Origin of the sequence: Streptomyces sp. AA4 (genome assembly GCF_000158875.1) — a bacterium.
Lineage (GTDB): Bacteria > Actinomycetota > Actinomycetes > Mycobacteriales > Pseudonocardiaceae > Amycolatopsis.
Map to the genome: position 1 here is coordinate 1,647,237 of NZ_GG657746.1, position 14,857 is coordinate 1,662,093.

The window sequence follows — 14,857 nt, forward strand, 5'->3', positions numbered from 1 at the left end:
GCGACGGGTTCAGTCGGCTTCCCGGTTGAGGTAGTTGTAGACCGTGAACCGCGTGACGCCCAGTTCCTCGGCGACGGCCGAAACCGATTTCCGCAGGTTGAAGGCCCCTCGCTCGCGCAGCAGGCGCACCGCGCGCTGCTTTTCCGGGCGGTCGAGATCGCGGAGTTTCGAGCCGAGTTCGCGTTCCACGTCGGCGATCAATCGCGACAGCGCGCTGTTGAGTTCGACCGCCGGAACGGCGTCGGAATCGTCGGTCCGGCGCAGTTGCAGCGTCACCCGGGTAGCCCCGCCTTCGAGGGCGGCGCGGGCGATCGAGGGCAACGCGGCGAACAGCTCGTCGGCGGTCCCGCGGGCCAGCGTGCCGAGCGGGCCGAAGTCGGTGTCGAGCCCGGCCGCGTCGGCGGCGTCGCGGGCGCGGACGGCGTGCTCCGGCGGCGCGCCCTCGCCGCGGAACGGCTCGCTGGTGAACTCGGCTTCCAACTCCACCCGGTGACCGTAACGTGGGAGGGACGGCGTTGACGAGCCGGGAAGAACGTGTCTAATCTCGGTGAGCGAAAGAGTCTTTCCGTAACGTGGAACTGGAGGAGGCCGTCGATGGACCTCGTGGTGCGGGCCGCGCGCGCGGTGACCCCCGCCGGTCTCGGGCCGGCGACGATCGGCGTGCGGGACGGCCGGATTGTCGCTCTGGAACCCGGCGTTGTCGAGATGCCGGGGGCGCGGGTCGTCGAGCTGGCCGGGGACGAGGTGCTGCTGCCCGGTCTCGTGGACACGCACGTGCACGTCAACGACCCCGGGCGCGCCGAGTGGGAGGGCTTCGAGACCGCCACGCGCGCGGCCGCCGCCGGCGGCGTCACGACGATCGTGGACATGCCGCTCAACAGCCTGCCGCCGACGGTCGACGTGGCCGCGCTGGAGGTCAAACGCAAGGCCGCGAGCGGCCGCGTGCACGTCGACGTCGGGTTCTGGGGCGGCGCGATTCCGGGCAACGAAGGCGATTTGCGCGGACTGCACGACGAGGGCGTCTTCGGCTTCAAATGCTTCCTGCTGCACTCCGGCGTCGACGAGTTCCCGCCGCTGGACGCGGCCGGTCTGGAATCCGCGCTGCGCGAGCTGAAGTCGTTCGACGCGCAGATGATCGTGCACGCGGAGGATTCGGACGCGATCGACGCGGCTCCCGACCCGCACGGCGAGAAGTACCACGATTTCCTCGGTTCCCGTCCGCGCGGCGCGGAAAACCTGGCGATCACGCACGTGATCGAAGCGGCGCGGCGCACCGGTGCTCGCGCGCACATCCTGCATCTGTCCTCTTCGGACGCTTTGCCGCTGATCGCCAGCGCGCGCAACGAAGGCGTCGCGTTGACGGTGGAAACCTGTCCGCACTACCTGTCCTTTGTCGCGGAGGAAATTCGCGACGGCGCAACGCAATTCAAGTGCTGCCCGCCGATTCGCGAGGCGGCGAACCGGGAATTGCTGTGGCAGGGTCTGGCGGACGGCGTGATCGACACGATCGTCAGCGACCATTCGCCGTGCACGCCGGAGCTGAAACGCTTTGACACCGGCGATTTCGGGCTTGCCTGGGGCGGAATTTCCAGCCTGCAGCTCGGTCTGCCCGCGATCTGGACCCAGGCCCGGCAGCGCGGCTTCAGCCTGGTCGACGTGGTGCGGTGGATGGCCGAGCGGCCGGCCGCGCAGGTGGGGATGACGCGGAAGGGCAAGCTGGAAGTGGGCGCCGACGCCGACTTCTGCGTCTTCGCGCCGGACGAGGCCTTCGTCGTGGACGTCGCGAAACTTGCGCACCGCAACCCGGTGAGCGCGTACGACCAGCGTCCGCTGGCCGGCGTCGTGCGCGGCACCTGGCTGCGCGGCGAGCCGGTGACCGGCGACGCGCCCCAGGGGACTCTGCTGACCCGGGGCAATTGCTGAAGAGATGGAGGAGCACGTGTCCGACCGTCCGGAGTGGACTGCCCAGCCCGATCTGGCCTCGCGCCTGTTCGGGGGCACCGTGATGTGGGCGAGCGACGAACTGTTCGCCGAAAAGGAAAACCTGGTCAACCCGTGGCGGCCGGCGCACCGCGCCGAAACGTTCGGCCCCAAGGGCCAGGTGTACGACGGCTGGGAGACCCGGCGGCACCGCGAACCCGGCGACGACCACGCCCTGGTCCGCCTCGGCCTCGGCGGCGTGGTCTCCGGCGTGGTGGTGGACACGGCGTTCTTCAAGGGCAACTACCCGCCGTTCGTGTCCGTGGCCGCGACGTCCGTGCCCGGCTACCCGAGCGCGGCCGAACTGCAGGACGCCGACTGGGACGTCCTGGTCGACCACGAACCGGCGGTCGGCGACTCGGAGAACTTCTACAAGGTGACGTCCCCGCGCCGCTACACCCACGTGCGCCTCACTCAGCACCCGGACGGCGGCGTCGCCCGGCTGCGCGTGCACGGTTCGCCGGTGCCGGACCCGTCGCTGCTCGACCCGCGCTCGCTCGACTTGGCAGCGCTGGAAAACGGCGCCGTGGTTACCGGCTGCAGCGACATGTTCTATTCGTCGCCGAACAACATGCTGTCGCCGGGCCTCGCCGCGCACCAGGCGGAGGGCTGGGAAACCGCCCGCCGCCGCGACGACGGCAACGACTGGGCCACGGTGCGCCTGGCCGGTGCGGGCTTGGTCCGGTTCGTGGAGCTGGACACCAGCAACCTCAAGGGAAACGCCCCCGGCTGGGCGTCGGTGAGCGGCCGTCTCGACGAGGGCGAGTGGGTGGAACTGTTGCCGCGCACCAGGTTGCAGCCCGACACCCGGCACCGCTTCGCGCTGGCGGACGACGGCCCCGAGGTAACCGAAATCCGCCTCGACATCTACCCCGACGGCGGCCTCGCCCGGCTGCGGCTGTTCGGCGAGCTGAGCAAACGCGGCCGGGAAGCCCTGACCGCGCGGTTCGCGGAGACCTCCGACTGAGTCCCGCCGCTCTCGGCTGAGCAACGTCCGCGAGGGCCGCCCTGAACTCCTCAGGGCGGCCCTCCCGGCTTTGGGGGCTACTCCGTGCCCGCGGGGTCGGGGTGCTCCTGGCGCCACTGTTCGTCCGAGTTCTTCCAGGCTTCCTCGGCCTGCATGTGGATGTCGGTGATCGCCTTGTCGAAGTTGATCGAGTCCTTGCCCATCCACCCGACGAAGTTCTTGCTGCTCTTGGCGTCGGCCAGGCCCTTGAGGAAGGGGTACACGTCCGGGTGCGTCTTGAAGTACTCGTCAGGGCCTTTGACGATGTCCTTCCAGACGTTCTTCCCGCCGGTGTACTTCTGGACCTGGGGGAGATTGCACATGTTCTCCAGCCAGTCCTCGTGCTTCTTCATCCAGCGGAAGTCGTAGGGCTTGAACGGCGACTGCGGTCCGGACGAGGTGTTCCCGCCGCCCCCTCCTGACCCGCCGCCCTCGCCGTTCTCGTGGTTGCCGCCGCCCGGGTTGTCCTCGTGGTTGGCGTTGTTGCCGCCGGGTGCGTCTTCGTGGTTCGGGTTGTTGCCGGGCGGGTCTTCGTGGTGGTTGTTGCCGCCGGGTGCGTCTTCGTGGTTCGGGTTGTTGCCGGGCGGGTCTTCGTGATGATTGTTCCCGCCGGGGGTGTCCTCGTGGTGGTTCCCGCCCGGAGTGTCCTCGTGGGGAGTGTTGCCGCCGGGTGAGTTCTCGTGGTGGTTGCCTCCGCCGCCCGGGGCGTCCTCGTGGGGAGTGTTCCCGCCCGGGGTGTCGTGCGGACGGTTGGGCGGCGGGTTGAAGTGCTGGTCCGCGGCCAGCCATGTGTCGAACGGATCGTCCTCGTGCGGGGTGTTGTTGCCAGGCGGGTCTTCGTGGTGGTTGTTCCCGCCGGGGGTGTCGTCGTGCGGATTGTTGCCGCCAGGGTTGTCTTCGTGGTGGTTGTTCCCGCCGGGAGCGTCCTCGTGCGGAGTGTTGTTCCCGCCGTGCCCGCCCTGCCCTCCCTGGCCGCCGCCCTCGCCGCCGTGGTTCCCGCCGTGGTTTCCGCCGAGGTCGGTCATCTCGTGGCCGCCCCCGCCGCCGTGCGAGCCGCCGCCCCGGCCGGGCTTGACCTTTTCCGCCAGTTGCGCCAGGCGGCTCGCGGTGCGCCCGCCGAGGCCGACGATCCGGGCGATCTTCGAGGCGATCGTCAGCGCCAGCGAGATCCCGGACCGGATCACGTTCCCCACCCCGACGACGATCGACGCGCCGAACGTGAAGGCCGCCATCGCGAGCGCGATCAGCATGGTCGCGATGACGTCGCCGAGGAACGTCGTGATCAGGTCGCGGATCAGCGAGCGCACCACGGAGACCAGGGCCATCGTCGTCTCGACGACATAGCCCGCGACGTCGACCGCCTGTCCGGCGCTGTCGATCTGGCCGCGGCGGTCGCTGATGTTCTTCTTGAACGCCTCGGCGCCGTCGCCCTGCCAGTCGGTGACCGTCTTCTGCAGCGTCGTGTCGAGGTCCTTCGCCGCGTTGCGCAGGTTCTGGGCCGTCTTGTGCAGTTCCTCGGCCATCTTCTTGATCGCCGCGGGGTCGCCGGCGAGCTTGTCGAGGCCCTCTTTGAGGAACGAGATGTGTTCGATCAGCCAACCGAGCCCGGCCGCGATCAGTTTGCCGAACGGGTCGAGGACGAACGCCGCGGTGTCCGCGATCGCGCCGACGATCGACACGCCGAGTTCGACGCCCACCGCGGCCGCGTCCGCGCCGTGCAGGTGCTGGATCTCCTGGATCGACGAGACGACGCTGTGCCAGCTGTCCGCGACGCCCGCGCCGGTGGTGCTGTTCGAATCGGTGATGGGAACGACGGCGCTCATTTCACCTGCTCCGGCTTGAACTTGTCGAACGCCGTCGCGAGGTCCTGGTCGCCCTTGCGGTACTGCTCGCTGGCCTGGCGCGTCTTGTCCGCGCTGTCGGTCACGTCCTTCGCGACGCCGTGCAGATTGTCGGAGACGGCCTTCAGCGCGATCCGCGCGGGAATGGCGAGCACCTGCGCGAGCACGACGCCGAACGCGTCGATGTCCCCGCCGTTGGCGTCGTCCACCGCCTTCGCGGACTCGTCCACGGCGGGCACGGTCGTCTTGTCGAGGTACTCGCTGAATTTGTGCAGCTCGTCCGGATGGACGGTGAAGCCGTTCCCTGCCACCAACACTCCTTCGCCTGCCGCGATCGGGCCGCGCCGAGTAGAGCAGCGGCGGCTGAACCGGAGGCGACGTCCGTGCGGACGAAGGCTGAACGGGACGATCTTCCTGCCCGCGTGTCCAGGCGGGACTGCCCGGACGGCTCAGCCGCGCGCGCTGGGGCGGTTCAGGTAGGCGGAGAACGAGGACAGCAGGGCCGCGACGCCGACGATCGCGGTGACCCACCACGGGCCGCCGGTCACCAGGTTGAACACGAACGCGGCAGCCATCAGGACGGCGGCGACGATGTTCCTGATCTGCAGCCCGGAGGGTTTCGCCATGCCTCCACCTTCTCATGAGGGCTGGCGGCGGTCCTTGTGCGCTGTTGGCTAGATTGCTAGCATCCTAGAATGGCCGGTGAAGAGGTCAAACAGTTCAACGTCTACCTGCCGGTCGAGCTGATCAAGCAGGTGAAGTACCGGGCGATCGAGACCGAGCAGTCGCTGTCCGCGCTGGTCACCGCGGCCTTGCGGGCTTATCTCGGCACCCCGCCGGAACAACGAGAGGACGGCTGACATGAGCGACGGCATCACGATGCTCTTCGTGGAGACGCACAACTGGGGCAAGACCGCGAAATTCCTGCAGCGCGTGGGTTTCAGCCTCGATTTCGAGACCGACCACAACTCGGGCCAGCTGTCGAACGGCGACGGCGCGCCGGTGTTCGTCGCCGAGGTCCCCGAAAGCCAGGAGCCGCGCATGGGCGTGGTGGTGGCGGTGCCGGACGAGTCGGTGGACGCGGAACTCGACGTCGTCACCCCGTTCGAGGACACCCACTACGGCACGCGCGAGATGACCGTGCGGGACCCGGACGGCCGCACCTGGATTCTGCGGGCCCCGAAGTGAGGGAGCCGGACCACACGGCGGTGCGCGTGGCGCTGTGGCGCGCGCTGCACGTGCTCGCCGATCCGCCGCCGCACGCACTGGCCGACGAGATCGGTCTCCGGCTGGCCGATCCCGGCCCGGACTGGCGGTCCCGGCCGGACATGGACCTGGAGTTCACCCGCCGGTTCCGGACGGGAATCGCGCTGCGCAGCCGGTTCGTCGAGGATCTGGTGCGCGAACGCGGGGTCTCGCAGTACGTCCTGCTCGGCGCCGGGCTGGACACGTTCGCGCAGCGGGAGCCGGAGCTGGGCGTGCGGGTGTTCGAGATCGACCGGCCGGGCACGCAGGAGTGGAAGCGCGCGCGACTGGCCGAACTCGGGCTGCCCGCCCCGTACCGGTTCGTGCCGGTCGACTTCGAATCCGGCGAACAGTGGCCGGAACGCTTGTCCGCCAACGGTTTCGACGTCACGAAGCCCGCGGTGGCGGCCTCGACGGGCGTCAGCATGTACCTGACCCGCGAGGCGAACGCCGCGACGTTGCGCGCGCTCGCCGGCTTCGCGCCGGGCACCGTGGTGGCGATGACGTTCCAGATGCCGGAGGAGTACCTGGACGAACCCGACCGCGCGGCCCGGGCAGCGGCGATGAAGGGCGCGGAGGCGGCCGGGACGCCGTTCGTGAGCTTCTTCGCGCCGGACGAGATGCTGGATTTCGCGCGGGAGTGCGGGTTTCAGGACGTCCGGCACGTCAGCGCGGCTGAACTGACCAAGCGGTATCTGGGGGATCGCTCGGACGGGCTGGAGACGGCGGGGGAGGAGTTCCTGGTGGCGACGGTCAGCTGACCTCGCTTTCGACCGGAAACCCTTCGGCGGTAAGGAAAGCGTCGAGCTGGGCAGTCAGGTCGTCCTTCTCCGCGCCAGCCTCGATCGTGGTCGTGGCGGCAATCTCCCACTCGCCGTGGACGGAGTGCCGCCACGGCCGGAGAGTCCAGACGAGCTTGACGCGGCCGCCGGAGCAGTAGGTCGCGGAGACGCTCAGGTCGCGGTCGGCGTTGACCCAGCGGCGTTCGCCTTCCCAGCCGCGGAAGTCGAGCCCGCCGAGGAACCGGGCGAGGCCGCGTCCGGTGACGTAGTTGGTGACGTGCTCCAGCCGGGCGTCGAGCCCGGGCGCCTGGACCCGGACGGCGAAGAACAACCGCCGGTCCAGGTGGTGATCGGCGGCGTGCCGTTCGCCGAATCGCACCGCGACCCGGTCGCCGCGGAACACGACTTCGAGATCGTCCAGGCAGGTCATCTCGGTTCCGGACGGCAGCCAGCCGTGCGGGCAGTTCGGGTTCACTTCGCCCACCGTAGCCTGCTCAGGGCGCGGTTTGCCGCCGCGAACTGATCACCCCGGTGTTGAACCCCGCGAGATGCAATCCGCCCGCGAACCGCGCGTGCTCGATCTTCACGCAGCGGTTCATCACGACATCCAGCCCGGCCTCGCGAGCGCGGTCCGCCACCGGTTCGTGCCACAACCCGAGCTGGAGCCACAACGTCCGCGCGCCCGCCTCGATGACCTCCTCGGCCACCGCGGGGAGGTCGTCGTGCTTGCGGAACACGCTTACCAGGTCCAGTTCGCCCGGCACGTCCGCCAGCGACGGATACACCGGGTGCCCCAGCAACGTGTCGAGCCGCGGGTTCACGAAGTTGACCTCGTACCGCGTCGAGGACAGCAGGTAGGTCGCCACGAAGTAGCTCGGCCGCGCCGGATTCGCCGACGCGCCCACGACCGTCACCGATTTCGTGCGCCCGAGAAGACGCCGCCGCTCGACCGCCCCGACGTCGTAACTCACGCGTTCACCGCCTTGTCGAGGGCCTGGTCGAGGTCCCACAGCAGGTCTTCGACGTCCTCCAGCCCGACCGACAGCCGGATCAGGTCCGCGCCGACGCCCGCCGCGGCGAGCTGGTCCTCGGACAGCTGCGCGTGCGTCGTCGAGGCGGGATGGATCACCAGCGTCCGCGCGTCGCCGACGTTTGCCAAGTGCGACAACAGTTCCACCGACTCCACGAACTTCTCGCCCGCCGCGCGTCCGCCCTTCACCCCGAACGAAAACACCGCGCCCGGCCCCTGCGGCAGATACCGCGCGGCCCGTTCGTGATCCGGATGATCCGGCAACCCCGCGTAGGACACCCACGCGACCCGCGGGTCCGCGTTCAGGTACTCCGCGATCGCCCGCGCGTTGACGACGTGCGCGTCCATCCGCTGCGGCAGCGTTTCCACGCCCTGCAGCAGCAGAAACGCCGAATGCGGCGACAGCACCGCGCCGATGTCGCGCAACTGCTCCGCGCGCAGCCGCGTGCAGAACGCGTACTCGCCGAAGTTCTCCCAGTACTTGAGCCCGCCGTAACTGTCGACGGTTTCGGTCATCCGGGGGAAGTTTCCGTTGCCCCAGTTGAAAGTCCCGGCTTCGACGACGACCCCGCCGAGCGTCGTGCCGTGTCCGCCGAGGAATTTCGTGGCCGAGTGCAGGACGATGTCCGCGCCGTGCTCGATCGGGCGGCAGAGGTACGGCGTGGCGAGCGTCGCGTCGACCACGAGCGGGATGTCGTGCGAGTGCGCGAGATCAGCCAGCCCGGCGAGGTCCGCGATCGCGCCGCTCGGGTTGCCGATCACCTCGGTGTAGATCAGCTTCGTGCGGTCGGTCACCGCTTTGGCGTAGTCCTCGGTGTCGCCGTGCACGAACGTGGTCTCGACGCCGAACCGCGCGAGCGTCCCGGTGAGCTGCGTGACTGTCCCGCCGTACAGCCCGGCAGCCGACACGATGTGGTCGCCGGCCTCCGCGAGCGCCGAGAACGTGAGGAACTCCGCCGCCTGCCCGCTGGCGGTCGCGACCCCGCCGATGGCCCCTTCGAGACTCGCGAGCCGCTCCTCGAACGCGGCGACGGTCGGGTTGCCGATCCGGCTGTAGACGTTCCCGTACTTCTGCAGCGCGAACAGATTGGCCGCGTCGGCCGCGTCCTCGAACACGAAGCTGGTCGTCTGGTATATCGGCACCGCACGAGCCCCGGTCGTGGGGTCGGGAGTGCCGCCGGCGTGCAGGGCGCGGGTGCGGAAGCCCCAGGTACGTTCGCTCATCGGACGCCACGCTAGCCCAGCGCCGGGGGAGGCGGCTATTCCTCCCGGAGAGTGATCGGGCGGGTTCGCCAGACCACCGCGAGCGCCGGATCCCCGGCGGGCGAGGGCGTCGAGCAGTCGCGGGCCGAGCCCGTGGCCTTGGTGCTCCGGGTCCAGGTAGAGCTTGTAGACGACGTGGTCCGGCCCGTGCTGCCCGACGCCGACGATGCGCCCGCCGGTTTCGGCGACCACAACTCGACTGTCGCTTCGTTCCACCACTGGCGGACTGGCGCTGGGCAGCCGCTTCACCGATCAGCGGGGCGTAGTGCGGTGTGACGTGCGTTTCGCCGAACTGGCAGATCGCCTCGACGTCGCTCGGCTGCTCTCCTCACCGCACGTCGTCGCGCTTCCGCCACACACTCACCGAAACCGCCAGCGTCACGTCCCGTCCCTCCGCAGCCTCCAGCCGCTCCCGCCGTCCGTCCCGGTCCAGATGGAACCCCGCGGGCCCCATTGCGACCACGTCCCGCACCTGTGCCGCGCTGAACTCCTGAGTCCGGACCACCTCCACCCCGGACTCCCGCACAAACAGCCCGCCCAGCGCGGCCTCTAACCGTTCTTCCTTCCGCGAGTCCACCGCGAGCACCAGGTCGCCCAGTTCCGCGAGATGGCCCGGCAGCGGCGACGCCACCACCAGTTTCCCGCCCGGCGCGAGCACCCGGTGGAACTCCGGGGCGTTCCGCGGCGAGAACACGTCCAACACCACCGAAGCCACCCCGTCGCCCACCGGCCACGGTTCCCACAGGTTCCACACCGCCGCACCCAGCCGCGCATGCGCCCGCGCGGCCCGCCGCAACGCGATCGCCGAGACGTCCAGCGCGAGCCCGACGGCGTCGGGCGCGTTGTCCAGTACCCGCGAGAGGTAATAGCCCGGCCCAGCCCCGGCGTCGATGATCAAGCCAGGAGCAGAACCCGCCTTCGCGACGGCGTCGGCCAGTGGCGCGTACGCACCAGAGGACAAGAACGCCGCCCGCGCGTCCACCATCGGCGCGGTGTCGGCCGTCCCCGCCGGGATGCGCGCGTGCAGGAGATTGACGTAACCCTGCCGGGCCAGATCGAACGCATGCCGCCGCTCGCAGCGCAGCGTCCGGCCGGTCAGCGAGACCGGCTCCGCGCACACCGAACAACGCAGTGCATCAATCACCCGATCAGGCAAAGACATGACGCTATTCGACCACGAGGTTGCCGGACCGGACATTTCGCCCCGGGTTCCCGGAAACGTCCCCGTAACAACCACCGCACCGGAGTTCACGCGAGGGAAACGTGAACCGAAGCCTGGCGAAACACCGGCGGCCAACACTTCCTCTGCAGTTGCCCACGGCACGGGAGGACGATTGTGCTGAACGCCGGAGACACCGCCTGGGTGCTGATCAGCGCCGCGCTGGTCATGCTCATGACCCCGGGCCTCGCGTTCTTCTACGGCGGCATGGTCCGCGCGAAGAGCGTTTTGAACATGTTGATGATGAACTTCATCGCGCTCGCGATAGTCGGGGTGCTGTGGGTCCTCTTCGGGTTCTCGCTGTCCTTCGGCGACGACGCTTTCGGCGGCCTGGTCGGGAACTTCGACTACGCCGGCCTGTCGGACGCGTTCGGCAAACTCGTCGGCCTCGCCAGCGCCGGCCCGCCCGCCGTTCCGTGGCCGGGCCCGGACGCGTTGCCGCTGCTCGCGTTCTGCATGTTCCAGCTGATGTTCGCGATCATCACCCCGGCGCTCATTTCCGGAGCGATCGCGGATCGCGCGAAGTTCTGGGGCTGGACGCTTTTCGTGGCGATCTGGGTGATTGTCGTGTATTTCCCGGTCGCGCACTGGGTGTTCTCGTTCGACGGATTCACCGGCAAGGATTCGGTGGGCGGCTGGATCGCCAACCAGCTCAAGGCGCTCGACTTCGCGGGCGGCACGGCGGTGCATATCAACGCGGGCGCCGCGGGTCTCGCGCTGGCGCTGGTGCTCGGCAAGCGCAAGGGCTGGCCGAAGGACACCGGCCGTCCGCACAACGTCCCGTTCGTCCTGCTCGGCGCGTCGCTGCTGTGGTTCGGCTGGTACGGCTTCAACGCCGGGTCCGCGCTGGGCGCGAACGACCTCGCGGGCGTCGCGTTCACCAACACCACCGTCGCGACCGCGGCCGCGGTGCTCGGCTGGCTGCTCGTGGAACAGCTGAAGTTCGGCAAGCCCACCACGCTCGGCGCGGCATCCGGCGCGGTGGCCGGGCTGGTCGCGATCACCCCCGCCTGCGGTTTCGTGAGCCCGCTCGGTTCGATCGCGATCGGCGTGATCGCCGGGGTGCTGTGCGCGCTGGCCATCTCGCTGAAGTTCCGCTTCGGCTTCGACGACTCCCTCGACGTCGTCGGCGTGCACCTCGTCGGCGGTCTCGTCGGCACCGTGCTGATCGGCCTCTTCGCCACCAAGAGCGTCAACTCGGCCGGCGCGGACGGCCTGTTCTACGGCGGCGGTTTCAAGCAGCTGGGCATCCAGGTGGTTGCCGCGCTGGCGGTATTGGGCTACTCGTTCGTCATGACGTTGATCATCGGCTTCGCGATCAAGAAGGCCGGCGGGTTCCGCGTCAGCACCGAACACGAGGTCGGCGGCATCGACGAGGGCCAGCACGCGGAGAGCGCCTACGACTTCACCGGCATGGGCGGCCTCGGCCACTCGGCGACGTTCCCGGTCAAGCCCGTCACGAAACTCGAGGAGACCAAGGCATGAAGCTCATCACCGCGATCGTCAAGCCGTTCACGCTCGACGACGTCCGCTCCTCGCTGGAGCAGCTGGGCGTGCTCGGGATGACGGTGAGCGAGGTCCAGGGCTACGGCAGGCAGAAGGGCCACACCGAGGTCTACCGGGGGGCCGAGTACTCGGTGGATTTCGTGGCCAAGCTGAAGATCGAGGTCGTGGTGGACGACGTCGTGGTCGAGAAGGTCCTCGACGCCGTCACCAGCGCCGCGCACACCGGGAAGATCGGCGACGGAAAGGTCTGGGTGACGCCGGTGGAGACGGTGATCCGGGTCCGCACCGGCGAACGCGGCACGGACGCGCTGTAGCCGATGACAGACGGGGGAGAACTCGCCCGAGCCACTGCGCTGCTGCTCGAAGGACGGCACGGAGCGCCCGCACTGCGGACGTCCCTGGTCGATCTGTACGAGTTCTGGCTCGGGAAGGGAGCGACGGCGGCCGGCGTCGACACCGCGGACCCAGGTGTCGCGCTGGTCGCCGTAGGGGGGTTGGGACGGCGTGAGCTGGTGCCGTACTCCGATCTCGACTTGGTCTTGCTGCACAACCGAAACAGCAAGATCGGGAAGATCGCCGACGCGCTGTGGTACCCGCTGTGGGACGCGCGGGTCGGCCTCGACCATTCGGTCCGCACGCCCGGCGAGGCGCTGAAAGTCGCCGCGGAAGACCTGCGCACCGCGCTCGGTCTCCTCGACGCCCGGCACCTGGCCGGCGACCCGGCCCTCACCGAACGCCTCGCGTCCGCGGCCCGCGACCAATGGCGGCGCACGGCCCGCAAACGCCTGCCGGAGCTGGCCGAATCCGTCCACACCCGATGGCGGCGCAGCGGCGAGATCGCCCAATCCGCCGAGCCGGACCTCAAACACGGTCGAGGAGGCCTTCGCGATTTCGCCGTCCTGGAGGCCCTCGCCGCCGGACAGCTCACCGCACGACCGGGCGAAGAGCTGTTGGCCGCCAAGCAACTCCTGCTGGACGTCCGGACCGAACTGCGCCGCGAAGCCCGTCGTGAACGAGACATCCTCAACGCCGCGGACGCCGACGTCGTAGCGCACGAGCTGGAACTGGGCGACCGATTCGCCTTGGCCCGCAAGCTTTCCGGCGCAGGCCGCACCATCGCGTACGCCGTCGATGTCGCCCTTCGGTCCACAGTGGAGCAACCCCGTCCACTCTTCGGCCGACGCCCAGTGCGACGCCCGTTGGCCGAAGGCGTCGTGCTGCACGGCGACGAGGTCGCACTAGCCCGAGACGCCCTCCCGGCCCGCGACCCCGCGCTCCTGCTTCGCGCCGCAGCCGCCTCCGCCCGTACCAGAAAGCCCATCTCGCCAGGCACTCTGCGCACTCTCGCCGAATCCGCCCCCGAACTGCGCGAACCCTGGCCAGACGACGCCCGCAACGCCCTCGTCGAGTTGCTGGGCGCAGGGGAGGGCCTCGTCGACGCGGTAGAAGCCCTCGACCGCACCGGCCTGTGGGCCAGGCTGTTCCCGGAATGGGGCGCGGTACGCGACCTGCCACCGCGGTCGCCAGTACACCAGTGGACCGTCGACCGGCACCTCGTCCAAGCGTGTGTCGAAGCAGCGAAACTGACCACCACCGTGTCGCGTCCGGACCTGCTGCTGATCGGCGCACTGCTGCACGACATCGGCAAGGGCCGCGAAGCCGACCACTCCGAACTGGGCGCGAAGATCTCCGCCTCGGTAGCGCAACGCCTGGGCCTGCCGCCCGCGGACGTCGCGACGGTCTCCGCCATGGTCCGCCACCACCTGCTGCTCCCGCACACCGCGACCAGACGCGACATCGGCGACCCCGCGACCATCTCGCGCGTGGTGAAAACCCTGGACCGCGACGTAGTCCTCCTGGAACTCCTGCACGCCCTCACCCGCGCCGATTCGCTGGCGACCGGCCCCGGCGTCTGGACCGACTGGAAGGACCGCCTGCTGGCCGAACTGGTCAGCGGCTGCGAGGAAGCCGTGCACGGCAAGGGTTTCACGCCCCCCGAGCCACTGGACGACGACCAACGCGAATTGGTCGCCGAAGCCGCCCGCACCGGCCTCGGCCAAATCCGGATCTCCGCACACGGCAAGGTCGTCACGGTACTGCTGGCGGTTCCCGCAGACCGCGAGCTGCTGGCCCCCGCAGCCGGAGTACTGGCACTGAATTCCCTGGAGGTCCACTCCGCAGTCCTGCGCGAACACTCCGGCCGCGGCCGAGCAGGCGTATTCACCGCGTCACCGAAGTTCGGCTCGCTCCCGGACCCTGCCTTGCTGCGCGAACAGTTCGCCCGCGCAGTCGCCGGAACGATGCCGCTCACCCAACGTTTGGCCGCGAAGGAGCGAGATTACGCCACCTCGTCGCCCGCCGTGGTCAAGCCAGTAGTCCGCTGGTTCGACGACGAAACAAGCGGCCCGGACGCCGTCGTGCTGGAACTGCGCGCCGCCGACCGGATCGGCCTGCTCTTCCGCGTAGCGAGCGCCCTGCGCCGCGCGGAAGCCGACGTCCACTGGGCAAAAGCCGCGACCCTGGGCGCCGCCGTAGTGGACTCCTTCGCGCTCTCGCCAAGGTCCGGCCACGTCACCCCGCAATGGCGAACCACCATCACAGACGCAGTCCTGGCCGCACTCTCCTGACCCCCACACCGGCCGAGGTCCGTGAGGGTTCCCCTCACGGACTCTGAGTCCCTCAGGGTTCCCCTCACGACCCACGCCCCGCGCCTCCCCCGCCCCGCCGCCGGGGATGCGCCCCAATGTGGCATTGGGTGCGTCCCACGCACCGAACGCCACATTGGGTGCATCACATGCACCCAATGCCACATTGGGGCGCTCCCCGCGACCCGCCCGCCGCCCCGCTCAAAGCAACCACGCACCAAAGCCGCGCAAAAACCGCCGCCGCTGCACCCAAATATCGGGGCACCCAGCCCTCCCCCAACCCCGATACAAAGCCGCCCTGCGGTTCGGGGGTGCTTGACAAGGCATCTTTCCCGCCTTG

16 protein-coding genes are annotated in these 14,857 nt (G+C 69.5%); 8 read left to right on the plus strand and 8 right to left on the minus strand.

Going from position 1 to position 14,857, the window contains the following annotated elements; genetic code table 11:
• Positions 1-9: 9 nt before the first annotated feature.
• Positions 10-486: a helix-turn-helix domain-containing protein gene (locus tag SSMG_RS07705; RefSeq protein ID WP_037712920.1), complete on the minus strand. Its 477-nt coding sequence runs from the start codon at positions 484-486 to the stop codon at positions 10-12.
• A 108-nt stretch (positions 487-594) separates the two neighbouring features.
• Here SSMG_RS07705 and allB point away from each other — a divergent pair, with 108 nt between their 5' ends.
• Together allB and alc are read left to right on the plus strand one after the other, a co-directional pair.
• The gene (gene allB, locus SSMG_RS07710) at positions 595-1,923 is read left to right on the plus strand and encodes an allantoinase AllB (RefSeq protein ID WP_037712924.1); all 1,329 of its coding nucleotides are present in this window, start codon (positions 595-597) and stop codon (positions 1,921-1,923) included.
• 16 nt (positions 1,924-1,939) lie between these two features.
• A complete protein-coding gene (gene alc / locus SSMG_RS07715; RefSeq protein ID WP_009074403.1) occupies positions 1,940-2,947 on the plus strand; it encodes an allantoicase in 1,008 nt (335 codons plus the stop codon).
• A 77-nt stretch (positions 2,948-3,024) separates the two neighbouring features.
• On the opposite strand, the gene SSMG_RS42280 is transcribed toward alc, so the two are convergent.
• The 3 genes from SSMG_RS42280 to SSMG_RS46035 all read right to left on the minus strand — a co-directional run bounded on the left by SSMG_RS42280 (position 3,025) and on the right by SSMG_RS46035 (position 5,453).
• Positions 3,025-4,809, minus strand: coding sequence for a WXG100 family type VII secretion target (locus tag SSMG_RS42280; protein WP_050788128.1), 1,785 nt, complete (start codon positions 4,807-4,809; stop codon positions 3,025-3,027).
• Positions 4,806-5,138 (minus strand): type VII secretion target, encoded by a 333-nt coding sequence (locus tag SSMG_RS07725; RefSeq protein ID WP_050788129.1) that lies wholly within the window; start codon positions 5,136-5,138, stop codon positions 4,806-4,808. The genes SSMG_RS42280 and SSMG_RS07725 overlap by 4 nt, the downstream gene beginning before the upstream one ends.
• A 138-nt stretch (positions 5,139-5,276) precedes the next feature.
• The gene (locus SSMG_RS46035) at positions 5,277-5,453 is read right to left on the minus strand and encodes a hypothetical protein (protein WP_162836019.1); all 177 of its coding nucleotides are present in this window, start codon (positions 5,451-5,453) and stop codon (positions 5,277-5,279) included.
• A 69-nt stretch (positions 5,454-5,522) separates the two neighbouring features.
• On the opposite strand from SSMG_RS46035, the gene SSMG_RS07730 reads away from it, so the two are divergent.
• Genes SSMG_RS07730 through SSMG_RS07740 form a run of 3 tightly spaced genes read left to right on the plus strand, consistent with a single transcriptional unit; the run spans position 5,523 to position 6,833 of the window.
• Positions 5,523-5,687, plus strand: coding sequence for a ribbon-helix-helix protein, CopG family (locus tag SSMG_RS07730; protein WP_009074407.1), 165 nt, complete (start codon positions 5,523-5,525; stop codon positions 5,685-5,687).
• Between the two features lies 1 nt (position 5,688).
• The gene (locus SSMG_RS07735) at positions 5,689-6,015 is read left to right on the plus strand and encodes a glyoxalase/bleomycin resistance/extradiol dioxygenase family protein (protein WP_009074409.1); all 327 of its coding nucleotides are present in this window, start codon (positions 5,689-5,691) and stop codon (positions 6,013-6,015) included.
• The gene (locus tag SSMG_RS07740; protein ID WP_199841118.1) at positions 6,012-6,833 is read left to right on the plus strand and encodes a class I SAM-dependent methyltransferase; all 822 of its coding nucleotides are present in this window, start codon (positions 6,012-6,014) and stop codon (positions 6,831-6,833) included. Before SSMG_RS07735 ends, SSMG_RS07740 begins: the two co-directional genes overlap by 4 nt.
• On the opposite strand, the gene SSMG_RS07745 is transcribed toward SSMG_RS07740, so the two are convergent.
• From SSMG_RS07745 to SSMG_RS07760, 4 genes are all read right to left on the minus strand, one after another.
• Complete coding sequence (locus SSMG_RS07745; RefSeq protein ID WP_158688001.1) at positions 6,826-7,329, minus strand: DUF6228 family protein; 504 nt, start codon at positions 7,327-7,329, stop codon at positions 6,826-6,828. The genes SSMG_RS07740 and SSMG_RS07745 overlap by 8 nt on opposite strands.
• Positions 7,330-7,348: 19 nt before the next feature.
• The gene (locus SSMG_RS07750) at positions 7,349-7,825 is read right to left on the minus strand and encodes a CoA-binding protein (protein WP_037712926.1); all 477 of its coding nucleotides are present in this window, start codon (positions 7,823-7,825) and stop codon (positions 7,349-7,351) included.
• Entirely contained in the window at positions 7,822-9,396 is a 1,575-nt protein-coding gene (locus SSMG_RS07755; protein ID WP_078560727.1) for an aminotransferase class I/II-fold pyridoxal phosphate-dependent enzyme, read from the minus strand. The genes SSMG_RS07750 and SSMG_RS07755 overlap by 4 nt, the downstream gene beginning before the upstream one ends.
• Before the next feature lie 79 nt (positions 9,397-9,475).
• Complete coding sequence (locus tag SSMG_RS07760; protein WP_009074427.1) at positions 9,476-10,309, minus strand: putative RNA methyltransferase; 834 nt, start codon at positions 10,307-10,309, stop codon at positions 9,476-9,478.
• Between the two features lie 177 nt (positions 10,310-10,486).
• Between SSMG_RS07760 and SSMG_RS07765 the strand changes: the two genes are divergently transcribed.
• The 3 genes from SSMG_RS07765 to SSMG_RS07775 are packed head-to-tail and all read left to right on the plus strand — an operon-like array spanning position 10,487 to position 14,499.
• Complete coding sequence (locus tag SSMG_RS07765) at positions 10,487-11,851, plus strand: ammonium transporter (protein WP_199786182.1); 1,365 nt, start codon at positions 10,487-10,489, stop codon at positions 11,849-11,851.
• A complete protein-coding gene (locus SSMG_RS07770; protein WP_009074431.1) occupies positions 11,848-12,186 on the plus strand; it encodes a P-II family nitrogen regulator in 339 nt (112 codons plus the stop codon). The genes SSMG_RS07765 and SSMG_RS07770 overlap by 4 nt, the downstream gene beginning before the upstream one ends.
• Positions 12,187-12,189: 3 nt before the next feature.
• Positions 12,190-14,499 carry a [protein-PII] uridylyltransferase gene (locus tag SSMG_RS07775; protein ID WP_009074433.1) on the plus strand — a complete coding sequence of 770 codons (2,310 nt, stop codon included), beginning with the start codon at positions 12,190-12,192 and terminating at the stop codon, positions 14,497-14,499.
• The last annotated feature ends 358 nt before the right edge of the window (positions 14,500-14,857 follow it).

Coding starts and splice junctions, on each gene's coding strand:
- SSMG_RS07730 (WP_009074407.1), top strand. CDS start 5,523: ATGGCCGGTGAAGAGGTCAAACAGTTCAACGTCTACCTGCCGGTCGAG.
- SSMG_RS07760 (WP_009074427.1), bottom strand. CDS start 10,309: ATGTCTTTGCCTGATCGGGTGATTGATGCACTGCGTTGTTCGGTGTGC.
- SSMG_RS07770 (WP_009074431.1), top strand. CDS start 11,848: ATGAAGCTCATCACCGCGATCGTCAAGCCGTTCACGCTCGACGACGTC.
- SSMG_RS07735 (WP_009074409.1), top strand. CDS start 5,689: ATGAGCGACGGCATCACGATGCTCTTCGTGGAGACGCACAACTGGGGC.
- allB (WP_037712924.1), top strand. CDS start 595: ATGGACCTCGTGGTGCGGGCCGCGCGCGCGGTGACCCCCGCCGGTCTC.
- SSMG_RS42280 (WP_050788128.1), bottom strand. CDS start 4,809: ATGAGCGCCGTCGTTCCCATCACCGATTCGAACAGCACCACCGGCGCG.
- SSMG_RS46035 (WP_162836019.1), bottom strand. CDS start 5,453: ATGGCGAAACCCTCCGGGCTGCAGATCAGGAACATCGTCGCCGCCGTC.
- SSMG_RS07775 (WP_009074433.1), top strand. CDS start 12,190: ATGACAGACGGGGGAGAACTCGCCCGAGCCACTGCGCTGCTGCTCGAA.